This is a genomic window from Kutzneria viridogrisea DSM 43870 (assembly GCF_000525635.1).
Classification (GTDB): Bacteria; Actinomycetota; Actinomycetes; order Mycobacteriales; family Pseudonocardiaceae; genus Kutzneria; species Kutzneria viridogrisea.
Map to the genome: position 1 here is coordinate 1,061,427 of NZ_CP007155.1, position 17,955 is coordinate 1,079,381.

The 17,955-nt window shown below is 73.5% G+C and carries 15 protein-coding genes; 8 read left to right on the forward strand and 7 right to left on the reverse strand.

What is annotated here, in order from left to right; genetic code table 11:
• Positions 1-46: 46 nt before the first annotated feature.
• Together KALB_RS05080 and KALB_RS05085 are read left to right on the forward strand one after the other, a co-directional pair.
• Complete coding sequence (locus KALB_RS05080; protein ID WP_025354645.1) at positions 47-2,641, forward strand: helix-turn-helix transcriptional regulator; 2,595 nt, start codon at positions 47-49, stop codon at positions 2,639-2,641.
• An 89-nt stretch (positions 2,642-2,730) separates the two neighbouring features.
• On the forward strand, positions 2,731-4,224 hold the full coding sequence (locus tag KALB_RS05085; RefSeq protein WP_025354646.1) for a trypsin-like serine protease: 1,494 nt from the start codon (positions 2,731-2,733) through the stop codon (positions 4,222-4,224).
• A gap of 118 nt (positions 4,225-4,342) precedes the next feature.
• On the opposite strand, the gene nudC is transcribed toward KALB_RS05085, so the two are convergent.
• The 3 genes from nudC to KALB_RS05100 are packed head-to-tail and all read right to left on the reverse strand — an operon-like array spanning position 4,343 to position 7,955.
• Positions 4,343-5,305, reverse strand: coding sequence for an NAD(+) diphosphatase (gene nudC / locus KALB_RS05090; protein ID WP_030109416.1), 963 nt, complete (start codon positions 5,303-5,305; stop codon positions 4,343-4,345).
• Entirely contained in the window at positions 5,302-6,672 is a 1,371-nt protein-coding gene (locus KALB_RS05095) for a M16 family metallopeptidase (RefSeq protein WP_025354648.1), read from the reverse strand. Before KALB_RS05095 ends, nudC begins: the two co-directional genes overlap by 4 nt.
• Positions 6,669-7,955 carry a M16 family metallopeptidase gene (locus tag KALB_RS05100; protein WP_025354649.1) on the reverse strand — a complete coding sequence of 429 codons (1,287 nt, stop codon included), beginning with the start codon at positions 7,953-7,955 and terminating at the stop codon, positions 6,669-6,671. The genes KALB_RS05095 and KALB_RS05100 overlap by 4 nt, the downstream gene beginning before the upstream one ends.
• 101 nt (positions 7,956-8,056) lie before the next feature.
• Between KALB_RS05100 and KALB_RS05105 the strand changes: the two genes are divergently transcribed.
• Positions 8,057-9,433: a M1 family metallopeptidase gene (locus KALB_RS05105; RefSeq protein ID WP_025354650.1), complete on the forward strand. Its 1,377-nt coding sequence runs from the start codon at positions 8,057-8,059 to the stop codon at positions 9,431-9,433.
• On the opposite strand, the gene KALB_RS05110 is transcribed toward KALB_RS05105, so the two are convergent.
• A complete protein-coding gene (locus KALB_RS05110; protein WP_025354651.1) occupies positions 9,419-11,080 on the reverse strand; it encodes a DUF2207 domain-containing protein in 1,662 nt (553 codons plus the stop codon). The two genes, KALB_RS05105 and KALB_RS05110, sit on opposite strands and share 15 nt — an antisense overlap.
• Positions 11,081-11,190: 110 nt before the next feature.
• Here KALB_RS05110 and KALB_RS05115 point away from each other — a divergent pair, with 110 nt between their 5' ends.
• Both KALB_RS05115 and KALB_RS05120 read left to right on the forward strand, forming a co-directional pair.
• Positions 11,191-12,285 (forward strand): neutral zinc metallopeptidase, encoded by a 1,095-nt coding sequence (locus KALB_RS05115; protein ID WP_025354652.1) that lies wholly within the window; start codon positions 11,191-11,193, stop codon positions 12,283-12,285.
• A 94-nt stretch (positions 12,286-12,379) separates the two neighbouring features.
• Positions 12,380-13,540, forward strand: a complete 1,161-nt coding sequence (locus KALB_RS05120; protein ID WP_025354653.1) for a neutral zinc metallopeptidase — start codon at positions 12,380-12,382, stop codon at positions 13,538-13,540.
• Positions 13,541-13,693: 153 nt separating this feature from the next.
• On the opposite strand, the gene KALB_RS49050 is transcribed toward KALB_RS05120, so the two are convergent.
• Entirely contained in the window at positions 13,694-14,044 is a 351-nt protein-coding gene (locus KALB_RS49050) for a hypothetical protein (RefSeq protein ID WP_051913184.1), read from the reverse strand.
• Between KALB_RS49050 and KALB_RS47470 the strand changes: the two genes are divergently transcribed.
• Entirely contained in the window at positions 14,025-14,729 is a 705-nt protein-coding gene (locus tag KALB_RS47470; RefSeq protein ID WP_051913183.1) for a neutral zinc metallopeptidase, read from the forward strand. The two genes, KALB_RS49050 and KALB_RS47470, sit on opposite strands and share 20 nt — an antisense overlap.
• Here the strand turns inward: KALB_RS47470 and KALB_RS05130 are convergent.
• Complete coding sequence (locus tag KALB_RS05130) at positions 14,724-15,266, reverse strand: hypothetical protein (protein ID WP_148309351.1); 543 nt, start codon at positions 15,264-15,266, stop codon at positions 14,724-14,726. The genes KALB_RS47470 and KALB_RS05130 overlap by 6 nt on opposite strands.
• A gap of 41 nt (positions 15,267-15,307) precedes the next feature.
• Positions 15,308-15,691 carry a hypothetical protein gene (locus KALB_RS05135; RefSeq protein ID WP_148309352.1) on the reverse strand — a complete coding sequence of 128 codons (384 nt, stop codon included), beginning with the start codon at positions 15,689-15,691 and terminating at the stop codon, positions 15,308-15,310.
• Positions 15,692-15,800: 109 nt separating this feature from the next.
• Here KALB_RS05135 and KALB_RS05140 point away from each other — a divergent pair, with 109 nt between their 5' ends.
• Both KALB_RS05140 and KALB_RS05145 read left to right on the forward strand, forming a co-directional pair.
• The gene (locus KALB_RS05140) at positions 15,801-16,484 is read left to right on the forward strand and encodes a response regulator transcription factor (RefSeq protein ID WP_025354657.1); all 684 of its coding nucleotides are present in this window, start codon (positions 15,801-15,803) and stop codon (positions 16,482-16,484) included.
• Positions 16,481-17,881: a sensor histidine kinase gene (locus tag KALB_RS05145; RefSeq protein WP_025354658.1), complete on the forward strand. Its 1,401-nt coding sequence runs from the start codon at positions 16,481-16,483 to the stop codon at positions 17,879-17,881. The genes KALB_RS05140 and KALB_RS05145 overlap by 4 nt, the downstream gene beginning before the upstream one ends.
• Positions 17,882-17,955 lie beyond the last annotated feature (74 nt).

The window sequence follows — 17,955 nt, forward strand, 5'->3', positions numbered from 1 at the left end:
CGCGTGCCCTGGCGAACCAGCCGGGCACGCGGCACCCTTGTCCGCCATGAGGCCCGTTGACCTGGTCGGGCGCACCGAGCTGCTGACGGCCGTCACCGAGGGGCTGCGCGCGTCCGGGCGGGTGGTCCTGACCGGGCCGCGCGGCATCGGCAAGTCCGCGGTGCTGGCCGCCGTCGCCGCCAGGGCCGGTGAGCCGGTGCTGGCGCTCAACCCGGCGCGCTCGGACCGGGACCTGCCCTTCGGCGCGGTGGCCGACCTGTTCTGCGCGCTGCCCGCCGAGGACCTGCCCGAGGGACAGGCCGCCGCGGTGCACGCCGTGCTGCGGCACACCAGCCGCGACGGCCGCGAGGTGGACCCGCTCGCGGTGCGGCTCGCGCTGAGCACGCTGCTCGGCCGGGCGGCGCCGGTGCTGCTGGTGATCGACGAACTGCCGCACCTGGACCCCGACAGCGCCCGCGCCCTGGACCACGCCCTGCGCAGGCACGCCGAGGTGCACGTGCTGGCGGCCGGTCCCGGCGGTGAGCTGTGCGGGCCCGACCGGGTTGAGCTGACCGTGCCGCCGCTGGACTTCGACGAGGTCGCCGAACTGCTCGCGGCGGACGGTGTGCCCTACCGGCTGGCCTGGTCCATCCACCGGCTCAGCGGCGGATTCCCCCACCTGGCAAGGGAACTGGGCCGTGGCCGCCAGCACGCGGCGGCCGAGTTGGCCCGCGCCTGGCTCGCCGAGGCCCCGGCACCAGCGCTGCTCGTCGCGGCACTGGCCGCCAGGCCGACGCCCAGCCTGCTGCGCCGGGCCTGCGGGCCGCGGGTCGAGCGGGAGCTCAGGGCGGCCACCGCGGCCGGTCTGCTCACCGTGACCGAGGACCGGATCCGTTTCACCGCGGGCATCCTGCCCGACACCGTGATCGCGGACAGCGACTGGACCGAGCGCGCCGCCGCGCACACCCTGTTGGCCGGGGCCGTGCACAGCCGCGTCGAGGCGGCCGGTCACCGGGCGCGGGCCACCGACGGGCCGGATGCCGGGCTGGCGGCCGAACTCGCCGCCGGGGCCAGCGCCTCGGTCCGCCGCGGCGACTGGTCGACCGCCGCCGAACTGGGCCTGCTGGCGGCCGAGCGCACGCCGCCGCAGGAGCCGGAACTGGTGCTGCGCCGACTGGTCGAGGCCGCCGCGGCGGCGGGCAGGGCGGGCCGGGTGGAGCTCGCGCGCCGGGCCGCGGACCAGGCCCTGGCCCGGGATGACTCGCCAGACAACGGGGTTCGCGTGCGACTGGCCATTGTGGACGCTGCGGGGCAGGCCATCGACGACTGCGACGAACTGCTCGCCGAAGCCGCTGCCGCCGCGGGGGAGGACCCGGCACTGCTGGCGGGAGTTGTTGTGCGCCAGGCCATCAAGGCCAACCTCGCCGAGGGCGACCCGGTCCGTGCCCGTGCCGAGGCCCGTCGCGCAGCCGTCCTCGCGGCGCAGGGCGGTGATCCGGCCACCGAGGTCATGGCGCTGACGATGCAGGCCAGGATGGAGCGCGTGCTGGGTGATCCGGCCGCACGGCAGACCCTGGAGTTCGCGCTGGGCGTGCCCGGCCAGCCCGAGCCGAGGGAACTGGGCAACTCGCCGCGTTTCCTGGCCGCACGGCACGCGCTGTTCGACGACCGGCTCGTCGAGGCCCGCACGAGGTTGCTGGAATTGCTGCCCGCCGCCCAATTGGCCGGTGCCACCGAGTACGTGGAGATCTCCCGCAGCCTGGCCGAGGTCGAGGCGCGGGCCGGTCGGTGCGCGGACGCGCTGGAGCACGCGCGCCGTGCGGTGGCCGCCACCCGGCGGCTCGGGCTGTCGCCGGGGCCCTCCCTCTACACGGCCGCGGTGGCCGAGACGGCGGGCGGCAGCTTCGCCCGTGCCGCCGACTACGCGCGTCGCGGGGTGCAGGCCTCCCGCGAGGAGCACGACGTGGTCTTCCTGTCCCGCAACCTGCACGCGCTGGGTCTGGTCGAACTCGTCACCGGGGACCCCGCCCGCGCCCTGGAGGTGCTCCGCCAGGTCGGCGAGCTGGAGGCCGGGCAGCACGTGGCCGACCCGTCCCTGCTGCGCTGGCACGGGGACCTGGCCGAGGCGCTGGCCGCGACCGGCTCACCCGACCTCGCCGCCGACCTCATCGAGCGGGTGGGTCCCCGCACCCCTGCCGTACAGGCCTGCCTGGACCGCGCGCAGGCCGCCTGCCTGGTGGCACAAGGCGATCCGGCCGGTGCGCTGACAATTCTGTCCACTGTGGAGTGTGCGTTCGAGTCGCTGCCGCTGGAGCGCGGGCGGACCCTGCTCGCGGTGGCCAAGGTGGAGCGCCGACGGCGGCACTGGGCGGCGGCCCGCGCCGCGCTGGAGACCGCCGTCGAGCTGTTCGAGGCCAGCGCCGCACGGCCGTGGCGGGAGCTCGCGCTGGCCTCGATGAGCCCCAGGCCCAGCGGTGCCGACTCCGCGCTGACCGCCGCCGAGGAGCGGCTCGCCGAGCTGGTGGTGCAGGGCGCCAGCAACCAGGAAGCCGCCGACAAGCTGTTCCTGAGCGTGAAGACCGTCGAGTCCATGCTGACCCGGATCTACCGCAAGCTGGGCGTCTCCTCCCGCGCGCAGCTGGGCAACCTGCGCCGCGGATAGGGCTCGCAAGGGTTTCCCCCGATGCTCCGGCAGGGGCGCCGGGCAGAGGCTGGATGCCCCTGCTCCCTGCCCCACAAGGAGATCGACCGGTGAAGACACCCTCACGTGCTCACCTCCTCGCCGCTGGCGGCCTGGTGACCGCGCTGGCCGCTGCTGCCGCGCTGATCCCGGCGTTCAGCGCAGCCAGTACTTCCGAACACCCCGTGGCCTCGCCCGGCATGCTCGCGGCGATGCGGCGCGACCTCGGCCTGACCGCCGAGCAGGCCAGTTCCCGGCTCACCCAGGAGGACGCCGCCCAGGCCGTGGCAAGGCAGGTCCGCCAGGAGCTCGGCGCCGTGCAGGCCGGGTACTGGTTCGACGCCGCCAGCGGCAAGCTCGCGGTGGCCGTCACCGACCAGGCCAGCGCCGACCGGGCCGCCGCGCTCGGGGCCACGCCGAAACTGGTCAAGCGCGGCAAGGCCGAACTGGACCGGCTCGCGAGCTCGGTGTCGGCCCTGACCGGCAGCGGGATCACCAGCTGGGGCGTGGACCCGGCGAGCAACACCCTGGTGGTCAGCGTGAACTCGGCGACCGTCACCCAGTCCGTGCTCGGCGAGCTCGGTGCGCTGGGCGAGGGCGTGCGCGTGGTGCGGCAGAACTCCGCGCCACGCCAGCAGAGCGGCACCGTCACCGGGGGCAACCCGTGGTGGCCCGGCAGCGAGAGCAACTGCTCGATCGCCTTCGCCGCAACGACTTCCGATGGTGCCAGGCACTTCCTCACCGCGGGCCACTGCACCAACGACGCCAACCAGCCCGCCTACGGGGCCAGCGGCCAGCAGAACCGGATCGGCACCTCCAACGTGGGCGGCAACCACAGCGTCAACGCCCGCGAGGGCGACTTCGGCCTGGTGGACGTGGACCAGTCCGGCTGGAACCTCAGCGCCACCGTCAACGCCTGGGGCAGTGGGGACGTCACCGTCAGCGGGTCCGCCGAAGGCGTTGTGGGACAGAGCATCTGCCACTCCGGCAACACCACGCACTGGCAGTGCGGCACCATCACCAAGGTCAACGAGTCGGTGGACTACGGCAACGGGCTGATCATCGACGGCCTGTCGGAGACCAACGCCTGCTCCAACGGCGGGGACTCGGGCGGTTCCTACGTCAGCGGGGACAAGGCCGTGGGCATCCACTCCGGTGGCGGCGCGGTCTGCGGTCAGGCCAACCCGGACACGATCTTCCAGCCGGTGAACGAGGCCCTGAGCAAGTGGGGCCTGACCCTGGTCACCGGTGGCGGCAATCCGCCAACCACGACGACCACCACCCCGAACCCGCCCACCGGCAAGGTGACCTTCAGCAACCCCGGCAACCAGTGGGGCTTCCGGGGCAGCAGCGTGTTCCCCTTGCAGCTCAAGGCAACCGCCAGTGACGGCGGGGCGCTCACCTACTCCGCCACCGGCCTGCCGCCCGGCCTGGTGATCAGCGCCAGCGGCCGGATCAGCGGCACGCCGAGCAGTTCGGGCACGTTCCCGGTCACCGCGAGGGCCACCGAGTCCACCGGCGTCAGCGGAACGACCAGCTTCACGTACCAGGTCTACGGCTTCTAGCCGGGACTCGCGCTCCCCAGACCGGGACTCGCGGCCCTGAGAGCGGGACTCGTGCTACTGAGAGCGGGACTCGCGGTGTTAGCCGCGAGTCCCGCTCTCCTGCACGTGAGTCCCGCTCTCAGGAACTGGCCCAGGACTCCAACATGCGGCGGGCGATCGAGGTGATCCCGGGCAGGATCAGTCCCGGCGCGCTGCCGCCCGCGGCCAGGGCCTCGCGCAGCTTGTCCCTGCCGACCCAGAAGGCCGACTCGATCTCGCCGTCGGCGGGCACCAGCGGCACCGAGGGGTCGGCGACCGCGGCGAAGCCGACCATCAGCGAGCGCGGGAAGGGCCAGGGCTGGCTGCCGAGGTAGTGGATGTCGCGCACGCGCACGCCCACCTCCTCCTCGACCTCCCGGGCCACGCACGCCTCCAGCGACTCCCCGCCCTCCACGAACCCGGCCAGCACCGAGTAGCGGTCCGCGGGCCAGGTCGGCTGACGTGCCAACAGGACCTGGTCGGCCCCGTCGTGCACCAGGCAGATCACGGCCGGGTCGGTCCGCGGGTACTCCTCGTGCCCGCAGCCCGTGCAGTGCCGCGCCCAGCCCGCCCGCTTCGGCTCGGTGGCGCTGCCGCAGCGCGCGCAGAACCCGGAGTGGCCGTGCCAGCTGAGCACCGCCACCGCCGTGGTCAGCAGCCCGGCGTCCACATCGGACAGCACGCCACCGGCCATGCGCAGGTCCTGCCAGATGATCCCGTCACCCTCGGGAATGGTGGCTTCCCAACCGAATCCCTCCTGCACGGGGCCGTCCGGTTCGGCGCGCAGACCCCAGTAGCAGGTGCCGTCCTGCGCACCGAGCAGCACCGAACCCGCTGGCGGGGCCGAGCCGTACGACTGGGTCGGCCGCAGGTCCAGCCGCAGGCCGTCCTGGCCACGGGCCATCGGCGCGCGGCCGTGCTTGTCCAGCGGCAGCACCTTGGCCGTGGGCCACAGCTCCACCAGCCGCTCCGCCTTGTCCCGCAGCAGGTCGTTGCGGTCGATCGCGGTGCGGGACAACGCGGGCAGCTCGTCGAGCTGGAACCGTTGAGCGCAACTGGTCACGGCAGCACCACGCCACCGATCGCGCGCAGCTGGGGGGCCAGCTGCTCGGCATCGCCGACGACCACGCCGGTGAAGTTGACCGGGGCGAGGAACTCCAGCGCCGCGGCGGCGATCTGCTCACCGGTCACCGCGGCCAGCCGCAGCGGGTGCTCCCGCAGCCAGTCGAAGGTCAGGCCCACGGTGGCCAGCGCCGCCACGGTGCCCGCCAGCCCGGACTGGGAGGCGGTGGAGGTCAGCAGCGAGCCGATCGCGTAGCTGCGGGCCGCGTTCACCTCGGCCTCGGTCGGCGGCACCAGCCCGAGACGGCCCAGCTCGTAGCGGGCCTCCCAGAGCGCGGCCGGGGTCACCGAGCTGGCCGTGTCCGCGTCCACCATCAGCGTGGCCCCGCTGGGCGTGAACTCGAAGTACGAGTGCGCGCTGTAGGTGTAGCCCTTGTCCTCGCGGATGTTCTCCACCAGCCGGGAGGAGAAGTAGCCGCCGTAGACCAGGTTCGCGATCTGTAGCGCGGGGTAGCGCGGGTCGGTGCGCGGGATCGCCTGCGCGGACAGCCTGATCTGCGACTGCACGGCACCGGGCCGGTGCACCAGCAGCGCGTCCCCACCGGTCACCGTGGGCAGCACGGGCAGCACCGAGGCGCTGGCCGCCGAGCCCCAGCCGGCCAGTGCCGCGCGCACGGCGTCCACAGTGGAGTCCGGGTCGATGTCGCCGACCAGCACCAGCAGCGAGCCCTTGGGCAGTACCGCGGCCTGGTGCAGCGCCCGCGCGTCGGCGGGCTCGACCCGCGCGACCTCCTCGGCCTCGGGCATCTCCTTGGCGAAGGGGTGGTCGCCGTAGCGGTACCGTTGCAGGGCCTCGCGCGCGATCACGCTGGGCTGCGAGCGGGCCAGCTGGATCCGCTCGGTCAGCCGCTCCTTCTCCCGGCCGACCTCCTCCTCGCGGTAGGCCGCCTCGGTCAGCGCGTCGGCCAGCACGTCCAGCAGCACCGGCAGGCCGTCGGCCAACGCGCTGCCGCCCACGGACAGGCGCTCCGGGTCGACCACGGCGGCCAGATCGCCGCCGACCGCGGCCAGGTCGGTGTCCACCTGCGTGCGGTTGCGCCGCTTCGTGCCGGTGAGCAGGGCGTTGGCCAGCACCTCGGCGCGGGCCGAGTGCATCGGGTCGGTGCCCGCGAACGGGATGCGCAGCCGCAGCTCCACCATGGGCACCGCGGGGCGGCGCACGACGATCACGTGCAGCCCATTGTCGATCATAGTGTCCACAATGGACGGCTGGGCGGCCTCGGCCTGCGCACCCAGCTCGGGCAGCGGGCGAGGGCCGCGCTCGGTGTGGCCGATCTGCTCGGCGGTGCGGTGGGTCACTGCGGTCACTGGGCGCCTCCTGCGGCGGGAACGACGAGAACGGCGCGGGCATCCGGCCGCAGGGACTTGGCGGCGGCGGCCACCTGCTCGGTGGTCACCGCGCTGAGCAGCTCGGGCAGCTCGGCGGCGAGCTCCGCGCGGCCGTGCAGCAGCTCGGCGGCGCCGAAGGCCAGGGTGCGCGAGACGATCCGGTCCTGCTCGCGGTGCAGACTGGCCGCCCAGCGCGCGGCCACGCGGGCCAGCTCCTCGGGCTGCGGGCCGCTGACCGCCAGCTTCTCGACCTCCTCGTCCAGCACGCCGAGCACCCGGTCCACCGACACCTCCGGCGAGTGCATCGCCGTCACGTTCAGCGTGTCCGGGTCGCGGGCGTCCAGCGGGGCACCGAACAGACCGCAGCTCACCGAGATGTCGGTGACCAGCGCCTCCCGGTGCACCATGCGCTCCTGCAACCGCGAGGAGTCGCCGTCGGAGAGCACCCCGGTCAGCACCACGTGCGCCAGGTAGGCGTCCAGCTCGGTGCTCGGGTCGGGCAGCCGGTAGCCCACCGCCAGCGCGGGCAGCGGGGCGTGCGGGTCGGTGTGCGTGCCGCGCAGCTCGGACCGCGGGTGCGGCTCGGCGAAGGAGGGCCGCTGCGGGGTGGGCCGCGCGGGCACGTCCTCGAAGTGCTGGTGCACCAGTTCGGTGGCCCGCTCGACGGTGAAGTCCCCGGCCACGGTGAGCACCGCGTTGCCCGGGGCGTAGTAGGTGTCGAAGAACGCGGCGCAGTCGTCCAGGTTGGCCTGCTCCAGCTCGCTGAAGTCACCGTAACCGTTGTGCGCGTTGGGGAAGGTGCCGTACAGCACCGGCGGCAGCCAGATCCACGGGAAGCCGCCGTACGGGGTGTTCAGCACCCGCAGGCGGATCTCCTCCTTGACCACGTCGACCTGGTTGCGCAGGTTCTCCTCGGTGATCCTGGGCGCCCGCATGCGGTCGGCCTCCAGGAACAGCGCGCGCTCCAGTGCGGCCGAGGGCAGCACCTCGTAGTAGTCGGTGTAGTCCGGGTGGGTGGACCCGTTGAAGGTGCCGCCGGAGGACTGCACGAGCCGGAAGTGCGCCAGCTTCTCCAGGCTCTCGCTGCCCTGGAACATCAGGTGCTCGAAGAGGTGGGCGAAGCCCGTCCTGCCCTCCGGCTCGGATCGGAAGCCCACGTCGTAGTGCACGCTCACGCCGACGACCGGGGCCGTGCGGTCCGGGGCGAGCACCACGCGCAGGCCGTTGGGGAGGGTGAACCTGTGCAGTTCTGGTGCGGCCATGGCCGCAAGCCTACGGCCTGGGCGGGTGCGACCTGGGGCGTAGGTGAGCGTCATTCCGAGGGATGTTGTTCGCCTACAGGGAAGTACCTGAACGTTGCCGCATGGCACTGCTCCCCATCACCGCGGCCGTGGCCGCCGCAGCGGTTGTGGCCGGTATCACATTCGTCCCGGACCCGTTGCTGCCGGACCTGGGCAATCCCGGCTACCACGCCACCGCCTACGACCTGTCCTTCCGGTTCCGGCCGGAGTCCCGGCTCGTGGACGGCACCGCCACGATGACCGGCACGGCGGACCGGCGGTTGACCGAACTGGCCCTGGACCACGCCGGCGGGACCGTGCGGCAGGTCACCGTGGACGGCCGTCCCGCGCAGTTCCACACCCGGGGCGAGAAGCTGGTGATCGTGCCCTCGCGGCAGCCGTCCGGGCGGTTCCGGGTGACGGTGGACTACACCGCCGACCGGGACGCCAAGATCCCCTCCAAGGTGGACGACACCGCGGGCTGGGGCAACAACTCCGACGGCGGCTTCGTCTGGTGGGGGCAACCCGACCGGGCGCACCTGTTCTTCCCGTGCAACGACGACCTCACCGACAAGGCCCAGTTCACCTACCGGGTGACCGTGCCGGACGGGTGGACCGCCATCGCCAACGGCACGAAGCGCGCCGAGGAGTCGGCCGACGGTTCCACGACGTTCGTCTACGCCACCGAGCACCCCATGGCGACACAGTTGGCACAGCTCGCCGTCGGCAAGTTCGACATCGTGACCGGCGTGGGCCCGCACGGTCTGCCGCTGCGCAGTGCGGTACCTGCCGGTCGTGCCGCCGAGTTCAGGCCCGCGCTGGACCGGCTGCCGGAGTACCTGTCGTGGCTTGAGGCCAAGATCGGTCGGCGCTACCCGTTCGAGGTGGCGGGCGTGCTCGGCGTGGACGGCCCCGGCGCGCAGCAAACGTTCGCGCTGGAGACGCAGACCCTGCCGGTCTTCCATGCGAACAGCCTGACCAACGCGCAGGAAGTGGTGCACGAGCTGGCACACCAGTGGTTCGGCGACTCGGTGGGCGTGCGCACCTGGAGCGATCTCTGGCTCAGCGAGGGCTTCGCCAGCTACCTGGACCTGACCTGGGCCGCCGAGCACGGCGGGCCCGCCGTGGACGAGCAGCTGCGCAAGGCCTACCAGTTCGACGGCCAGGTCCGGGCCCAGGGCGTCACCCCGGGCGACCCCAAGCGGCCCGACATCATGTTCGGTCTCGCCCGCGGCGAGGGCGCGCTGGTGGTGTACGCCCTGCGGCAGCAGGTGGGGGAGCAGGAGTTCGGCCGTGTCCTGCGCGACTACCTGGCCCGCTACCGGGACGGTTCGGCCAGCAGCGCGGACTTCATCGGGGTGGCCGGGCCCGCGCAGGACGGGTTCCTGCGGGACTGGCTGTACGGCAAGAAGACCCCGCCGATGCCCGGCCACCCGGACTGGACCTCAGGAGCGCAGTGACCTCAGGTGCCCGGCCTGCGCCAGCACCCCGTCCAGTGAGCTGAGGAACGCCGGGAAGCGCGAGGCGAACCGGTTGAGGTCGCGGGCCTGCTCGGCCTCGCCGAACCAGTACAGGCCGGGAGTACCGTCCGCGTCCGGGTCCAGCCTGCGGAAGGTGTCCAGCCAGCGGTCGGTCTGACCCAGCACCACCGCGTAGGGCAGCGACCGGGAGAAGACCATCTCCCGGTCGCCCTCCGGGATGTCGGCGGGCCGCACCGAGCTGAGGTAGTTCAGCAGCCCGCGCACCTGCTCCAACAGGGCACTGCCACGCCGGGTCCGCGCGGGCATGGACCTGGCGCCCGCGGCCAGCGCGGCCCCGCCGATCACCACGGCCAGGCCGAGCAGGGCGTGGCCCACGGTGAAGGCCAGCAGCACGGTCAGCACCACACCCAGCGCCGCCACCCCGATGCCGATCCACCACCAGCGGCTGCGCTCGGTGTCGGGGCGGCGGGCGAACCACTGCTTGTCCACCACGTCGGAGTACAGCGCGTCACGCACCGCGAGCAGGTCCACGCCGTTGCCGCGCAGCTCCGAGAGCAGCACCTGCTCGGCGCCCGCGGGCAGCAGCGAGTCGTACACCGCCCGCTCGTAGTCGGTCAGCGCGGCGTCGGCCGGGTTGCGCCGCACGAAGCGCCAGTCCACCACGCCCTGCTCACCGGCCACCTCGTCGATCCACAGGTAGTTGCGCACCGCGAGATCGATCACCGTGGCCGTCACGTCCACCACGTCCACGTGCTCGTCGATCACCGTGCCCACCTGGCCGGGCAGCACCCCGTCGGGCGAGGCGAAGGCCACCCGACCGTCCGGGCCGTCGGCCAGCACCCGCACCTGACCCACGTCGCTGGCCAGCGCCTTGGCGTCGCGGCCCCGGGCGAACCAGAGCAGGCCGAACCCGGCGAGCAGCAGCACCGTGAGCCCGATCAGGCCGATGCCGGTGGCCGGGGTCAGCGCGAAGGCCGCGCCCAGCGAGGAGGTCGGCGCGAACCGCGCGTTCACCGGGACCGTGCCGGTGGGCAGCCCGATGGAGAAGTCCACCCGCTCACCGGGCAGCAGGTCGGCCTGCTCCGCGGTGGGCACCCCGCCCTCGCCGATCTGGGACAGCCCGCACGCCTGGGCCGATCCGGGCGGACCAGCCAGGCAGGTGATCGACTGCGCCCGGCCGGGGGCCACCACCGACACCGTCAACCGGTCGATCCGCACGTCCCAGCCGCTGGCCACCTGCCAGCGCACGTCCTGGTGGTCGCCCTGGTCGGCCACCGCCCCGTCCACCGAGTAGGTCACCGTGGACTCGCCCGCGTCCAGCCGCACCAGCAGCTGCTGGTCGTCGGCCGAGGCCGTGCCGCTGCCGTTGACCTTCGGGTCGCTGACCGTGAAGACCCGCTCCTGGTCGTCGCCCGCGGCCACCCGCAGCGGGGCCTTGCGGGTGACCGTGCGGCCCTCCGGCACGGTGACCTTCTCGGTGACCGAGAGCCTGCCGTCCCGCTCGACTTTCAGCGCGACCTGGCTCTGCACCCCGCTCTGCTGGGCGGGCGCCTGCGCGTGGATGGGCAGCAGCCCGCTCGCGGCCATGGTCACCGCGGCGGCGGCAAGGCCCCAGTTCGTGAACACGCTCGCGGAGGATAGTGCAGGTGCACGGTCACCCGGGGTCCTATCCTTTGCACGGTATCCACCAAGGGGGGACGGCTGTTCTCGGTCGCCCAGGGGAATGAGGTCGACCGTTGGACAGTTCCGAGGAACCCACACCCGGCAGACAGGCGGACACCCCGGAGCCGTCCGCGGCGCCGCCGGTGGCCCTGGCCGGTGTGCCCGAACCGCCGCAGGCACCTCCGGTGGCCCAACTCCCCGCGGTGCCGCGCACCGACGACCCGTTGGCCGCCCCGAACCCGCCCGGCTGGCCGTCACCGCCCTACCCGCCGACGCTGACCTGGGCCCCGCTGCCCCGCAAGCAGTCCCGCGAGAACAACCCGTTCGTGGTGGTCGGCGTGCTCGCCCTGGTGTTGCTCCTGGTGCTCGGCGTCGGCATGGTCGGCACCCTGACCACCGAGGTCGAGGGCGTGGCCTCGGCGGCACCGGCCACCGCGACCAGCACCACCTCCAGCGCCCCGGCCGCCCCGAGGCGCTCCCTCAAGCTGGAGGACAACCCGCTGCTCAAGCCGGGCAAGTCCCTGGCGGCGAGCACCTGCACGCTGCCCCAGTTCGGCCGCTCGACCGCACAGCTGGAGGCCTACTTCGCCGCCGAGATCCGCTGCCTGGACGAGGCGTGGCGGCCGGTGCTGCAGTCGGTGAACCTGCCGTTCGAACCGACCCGGCTGACGATGGACGGGGAGGCGGGCGGCTGCAAGGCGGGCACCGACACCAGCGAGCGGCCCACGGCCTTCTACTGCGGGGCGGACAACCGGCTGCACATGCCGGTGGACAGCGTGCTGGAGGACACCGGCGGCATCCCCTCGGTGATGATCGGCGTGCTGGCCCACGAGTACGGCCACCACGTGCAGGACCTCAGCGGGGTGCTGGCCGCCGAGTCCCGGCGCGAGTTCCAGGCCGGGCGGGACAGCGCGGCGGGCAACGAGCTGTCCCGGAGGCTGGAACTGCAGGCCAACTGCTTCGCCGGTATGTTCCTCGCCAGCGTGGCGGGCCGCGGGTCGATCACCAAGGCCACGGCCACCAACGGTGCCGCCTCCTTCGCGGAGGGCGGCGCGGAGCAGACCCACGGCTCCCCGGCCCACCAGGGCAGGTGGGCCGAGGTCGGGTACAAGGACAACAACACGGCATCGTGCAACACCTGGGTCGCGCCACCGGGAGACGTGAGCTGATCTTGAAGGTCGTGCCAGTGAGCGAGCGGGCGAGCGGATCATCAGGCGCAGTGCCCGCGCGAAGCGCCGCGCCGAGCCTCAGCGAGGTGCGGCGGTGACCCAGCCGCCCGGCTGGCAGCCCGGTTACGGGCGGGCGCCGCTGCCCCCGCCGGTGCCCAGCCCGTACCCCGCCCCGGGCACCGGCTACCGGCAGCCCGGCCCGCCGCCACCCCAGTACCCGCGCCCCGGCCAGCAGCAGGCCCCGCCGCCCTACGGCGTGCCGCCCGCCCGGCCGGTCATGCCCCCGCCGGTGCAGGCCGCGCTGCCCGGGCCCCCGCCGCCCGGCTGGCAGCCGCCCCCGCCCCCGCCGCGCAAGCCCTCCCGTGGACCGCTGCTGGCCATCGTGCTGGTCGCGGTCGCCGTGCTGGGCGTGGCCGCGATCGGCCTGATCGCGCTGAACAGGTCCCAGCGGCGCTCGGACGCCGGCTACGACTACCGGCCGACCACCACCTCCCCGGCGAGCCGGACCCCGGCCAGTTCCACCAGCCCCGCACCCGGCGGCGGCTCGCCCGCGTACTCGCTGGCCGACAACCCGCTGTTCGCCGCGCCCGGCCCGTCCCCGGTGACCTGCCCCCTGCCCCGCTGGCAGACCACCCCCGCCGGGTCCCAGGCGTACCTGACCGCGGCCCTGCCCTGCCTGAACCAGATGTGGGAGCCGGTGCTGCGCGCGGCCAAGCTGCCGTTCAAGCCGCCCCGGCTCGCGTTCCCCTCCGGCACGAGCTGGTCCAGCCCGTGCGGCTCGGTGTCCAACGGGGAGGCCGCCGCCTTCTACTGCTCCACCGACAACACCATGTACATGCCGTTCTCCGGTTTGCAGACCGAGGACTTCGGCGCCCGGCCCGGGGTGTACCTGGCGGTGTTCGCCCACGAGTACGGCCACCACGTGCAGGAGCTGACCGGCATGATGAAGGTCGCCGACGAGAAGATGTACGACGGCGGCTCGGACAGCCCGGCCAGCCTGGAGATCTCCCGGCGGCTGGAGTTGCAGGCGCAGTGCTTCTCCGGGCTGTTCCTGGCGGCGACCTCCGGTCGGGGCTCGGTGGACAAGACCGTGGTCAAGGACGCCGCCAGCACCCAGCAGCGCGGTGACCGCAGCGGTGGCCGTCGCGACCACGGCACCGACGAGCACGCCGCGGGCTGGTGGAACCAGGGCTTCCAGAAGAACGTCGTAAGCCAGTGCAACACCTGGCGCGCGAGTAGCGCCGACGTGGCCTGAACCAGGGGGAGACGTGACGCAGCCGCCGGGCTGGAACAGTGGGTATGGCGGCGGTGGGCCGTTGCCGCCGCCAGTGCCCAGCCAGTACCCGAGTGCGGGACCCGTGCCGCCGATGCCGCCGCCGGTGATGCGCCCCCCGACGGGCCCGCCCGGCTATCCCGCCCCGCCGCCGATACCGGTGATGCCCCCGCCGTACTCCGGACCCGGCCTGCCGCCGCCGCGACGGTCCTCGGCCGGTCCGGTCCTGGCCGTCGTACTGGTCGGGGTCGCGCTGCTCGGGATCGCCACCGTCGGTGTGCTCGCGTTCACCAGGTCCAGCCAGAACTCCTCCTCGGGCGGTGCCGGCTCCCCGACCTCCACCACCAGCACGTACCCGACGAGCCGCAGCACGACCACGACGACCACCACCACGCGCACGACCACCAGCACGCCCCGGACCACCACGAAGCCGCCGGCCAGCAGCACGCCCAGCGGGCCGCAGCCGGTGCCGCGGACCGCGGACAACCCGCTGTTCGGCGTGAACGGGCTGCCCGGCACGAACTGCGCGCTCAGCCGGTGGACCACCGACCCCGCCGGGGCGGAGCGGTTCTTCCGCAGCGCGCTGCCCTGCCTGGACGCCGCCTGGGCCCCGGTGCTCAGGGCCGCCAAGCTGCCGTTCTTCACCCCGAAGCTGGCCTTCCCCGAGGGCGCGAACTTCGCCAGCCCGTGCGGGGCCATGCAGGTCGGCCGCATGGTCGCCTACTACTGCGGGACCAACAACACGCTGTACATGCCGTTCTCCGGGTTGCAGACCGCCCAGTACGGCGCGCACCCCGGGGTCTACCTCGCGCTGTTCGCCCACGAGTACGGCCACCACGTGCAGCAGCTGTCCGGGGTCATGGACGCCTACGTGGACCAGCGCTACGACGCGGGCCAGGACAGCGACGCGGGCCTGGAGCTGTCCCGGCGACTGGAGTTGCAGGCCCAGTGCTTCTCCGGCATGTTCCTGGCCGCGACCGGCGGGCGCGGGGACGTGGACGCCAACCTCGTCACCGAGGCCAACACCAGCCAGGACCGCGGGGACCACAACGGGCCGCCGCGCGACCACGGCACCGACGACCACACGATCGCCTGGTGGCGGCAGGGCTACCAGAAGAACAGCCCCGCCCAGTGCAACACGTGGCGCTCCTCGGCCGCCGACGTGTCATGAAAGTGCCGTTCGCGACACCGGGGCGTCGGAGTTCTCCTGCTCGCCGATGACCGGCGGGCCCGCGCCCACCACGGCGGGCGGCTCCGGGACGGGGGCCTCGGCGGCGGGCCTGGGCCTGCGCCGGATCAGGTACGCGTAGAGGGCGCCCGCCCCGCCGCTCAGACACATCAGCAGCGCGGTGAGCCTGCCATTGCGGTTGCCGCCGACCTGCGCCGCGTCAGTGGCCTGGGCCAGCGGCTGCCCGTTGGACCCGGTGCCGATCACCACGTTCAGGGTGGTGCCCTTGGCCTGCCCGCAGCCGCTGAGCGGCACCTGCTTGCGCTGACCGTTCACCTGGGCCTCGACCGTGTCGTGGGCGTCGGGCCCCCCGCACTGCGCCGAGTTCACCACGGTGGCCTGCACCGGGGGATCGGTGGCATCGGCCGTGCTGGAGAAGCCCAGCGTCGGCCACCAGACGACCGCCGCCGCACCGACCCCGACCAGCCCGATGACCAGCAGGATCAGCACCCATCTGATCGGGCCTTGCCGAACCGCCACGCCACCATGCTTCCAGACGGCCGCCCGGAAAGCACTCGCGGTCAGGAAGTCGGCTGCGGGGTGGCCGTGGTAGTCGCCGCGTTGCCCGTACCGACCCGCACGCTCAGCGCCTTGCCGTCCTTCACGATCACCGCGACCCGCTGCCCCTGCTGCACCGGACCGCCGGTCACCTTCGTGGCCGAGTCGGTGGTCACCGTCTGCGAGCCGCCGTCCTTCGTGGTCACCACCAGCTGCCCGGCACTGGTCGAGGCCACCACCCCCAGCACCCTGGTCTCCCCGTCGGGCAGCGGCTTGCGGCTGTGCGAGGGCTTGGCGGTGCTGGTCGCCGTCGGTTGTGCGGGCTGGTCGGCCGCCGCGGCGGAGCACCCGGTCAACACCCCGGCCACCAGTACCGCACCCGTCACCAGAACAGTCGCTGAACGCACTTTCGCTCCTCGTCTCGACGTCGGTTGGTACCCACGTTCCCGGCGGCGCCTGAGCGGAGCCTGAAGTCACGGCGGGTTTCAGCGCGCGTTCAGCACCGGGGGCAGCAGAATGGGCGCCGTGTCAGTGGCGAGGATCCTGGTCGTCGAGGACACGGAGGCCATCTGCGCCGCCGTGCGCTCGGCGCTGCGCGACGGCGGTTACGAGGTGCTGGCCCGCGCGGACGGCCGTGAACTGGAGGTGGATCTCGCCCAGTTCCGGCCGGACCTGGTCGTGCTGGACGTGATGCTGCCCGGCAGGGACGGCTTCCAGCTGCTCGACGTCATCCGGCGGACCAGCAACGCCGGGGTGGTCATGCTCACCGCCCGCGACGGCGTGCCCGACCGGCTGCGCGGCCTGCAGGCCGGTGCCGACGACTACGTGCTCAAGCCCTTCGTGCTGGCCGAACTGGTCGCCAGGGTCGGCGCCGTGCTGCGCAGGCTCGGCCGCACCCCGTCCACGGTGCAGGTCGGCGAGCTCGTGGTGGACGCCGACTCCGGGGTGGTCCTGCACGCGGGCAGCCCGGTGGATGTGACCGCCACCGAGCTGCGCCTGCTGTGCTACCTGGCGGCCCAGCGCGGCCGGGTGGTCAGCAAGACCCAGATCCTGACCAGCGTGTGGGGCTACGAGGACTACGACCCCAACCTGGTCGAGGTGCACGTCAGCTCGCTGCGCCGCAAGCTGGAGGCCCACGGCCCGCGCCTGCTGCACACCGTGCGCGGGCTGGGGTACGTGCTGCGCCCGGGCACCTCGTGAGAAGCGGTTCGCTGCGGCTGCGGGTGACCCTCGCGGTCATCGGCGTGCTCGCGGTGGTCATCCTCGCGCTGGCCGTCGTGGTCGACGCGCTGTTCGGCCAGCAGACCGTGCAGGACCAGGCCAACGTGCTGCGGGACCGCGTGCAGCTGGCCAGGCAGTTGGAGGGCAAGCGGCTGACCACCGAGCTGCTCTACGAGCGGTTGTCCTCGGGCGGGCTGCTGCTGGTCCGGATCACCGACCCCAGCGGGCAGGCCCGCGGCCCCAAGCCGGACAACCGGGCCGCCGAGACCCCGGCCCCGCAGACCCTCACCTACCGCAACGGCACCCGCATCACCATCTTCGCCGACGCGGAGTCCAAGCCGCAGGCCCGACTGCGCCGACTGCTGGTGATCGTCTCGCTGGTCACCCTCGCGGTCGGCGCCCTGGTCGTGGTGCTGACCGTGCGGTTCGCCGTCGGCCCGCTGGAGGCCATGGGCAGGCTGGCCCGCTCCATCGCCAACGGCAACCGCGGCCGGCGGCTGGCACCGGACCGGCGCAACACCGACATCGGGCGCACCGCCGCCGCCTTCGACGACATGCTCGACGCGCTGGAGGGCGCCGAGGCCCAGGCCCGCGGCTCCGAGGAGCGGACCCGGCAGTTCGTGGCCGACGCCGCGCACGAGCTGCGCACCCCGATCGCCGGGGTGCAGGCCGTGGCCGAGTCCGTGCTCCAGCAGGGCGCCGACGTGGAGCCCGAGGAGCGCGAGCGCATGATGCTGCTGCTGGTGCGCGAGTCGCGGCGGGCCGGGCGGCTCGTCGACGACCTGGTCGCACTGGCCCGCATCGAGGCGGGCATCGACCTCCAGCGCAAGCCCGTTGACCTGCACGCGCTGGCCGAGGCCGAGGCCGACCGCACGCGGGTGCTCGCCCCCGAGCTCACCGTCCAGGTCTCCGGCACGCAGGTCACCGTGCAAGGCGACCCGCACCGCCTCGCCCAGGTGCTCGCCAACCTGATGAACAACGCCCGCCAGGCCGTGCAGGGCACCGGCCGGATCACCGTCACGGTCGGCACCGCCGACCTCGGCGCCCACGGGCGGTTCGCCGAACTGATCGTCGCCGACGACGGACCCGGCGTGCCGCCCGCCGAACGCGAACGCATCTTCGACCGCCTCGTGCGGCTGGACGAATCGCGCGCTGGCCGCTCCGGCGGCTCCGGCCTCGGCCTGCCCATCGCGCGGGGCATCTGCCGCGTACACGGCGGCGACCTGCGCTGCGAGGCCCCCGCCCCCGGCCAGCCCGGCGCCGTCTTCCGCATCCTGCTGCCGCTGCCCGCCGCCCTGGACGCCCCCACCGTCGCCTTCGCCCCGGCCACCACCCCACTGGCCGTGCCCCCACCGGTTGTCAGACCCCCGGCGTAACGTCAGAACCGGGGGGACCCCCGGGGCCCCAAGGGGGTGCGAGGTCCCCTGGTTCGACGTTACCGTGGGGGTCC

Coding starts and splice junctions, on each gene's coding strand:
- KALB_RS05100 (WP_025354649.1), bottom strand. CDS start 7,955: ATGGCCGCACCAGAACTGCACAGGTTCACCCTCCCCAACGGCCTGCGC.
- KALB_RS05105 (WP_025354650.1), top strand. CDS start 8,057: ATGGCACTGCTCCCCATCACCGCGGCCGTGGCCGCCGCAGCGGTTGTG.
- KALB_RS05140 (WP_025354657.1), top strand. CDS start 15,801: ATGGGCGCCGTGTCAGTGGCGAGGATCCTGGTCGTCGAGGACACGGAG.
- KALB_RS05080 (WP_025354645.1), top strand. CDS start 47: ATGAGGCCCGTTGACCTGGTCGGGCGCACCGAGCTGCTGACGGCCGTC.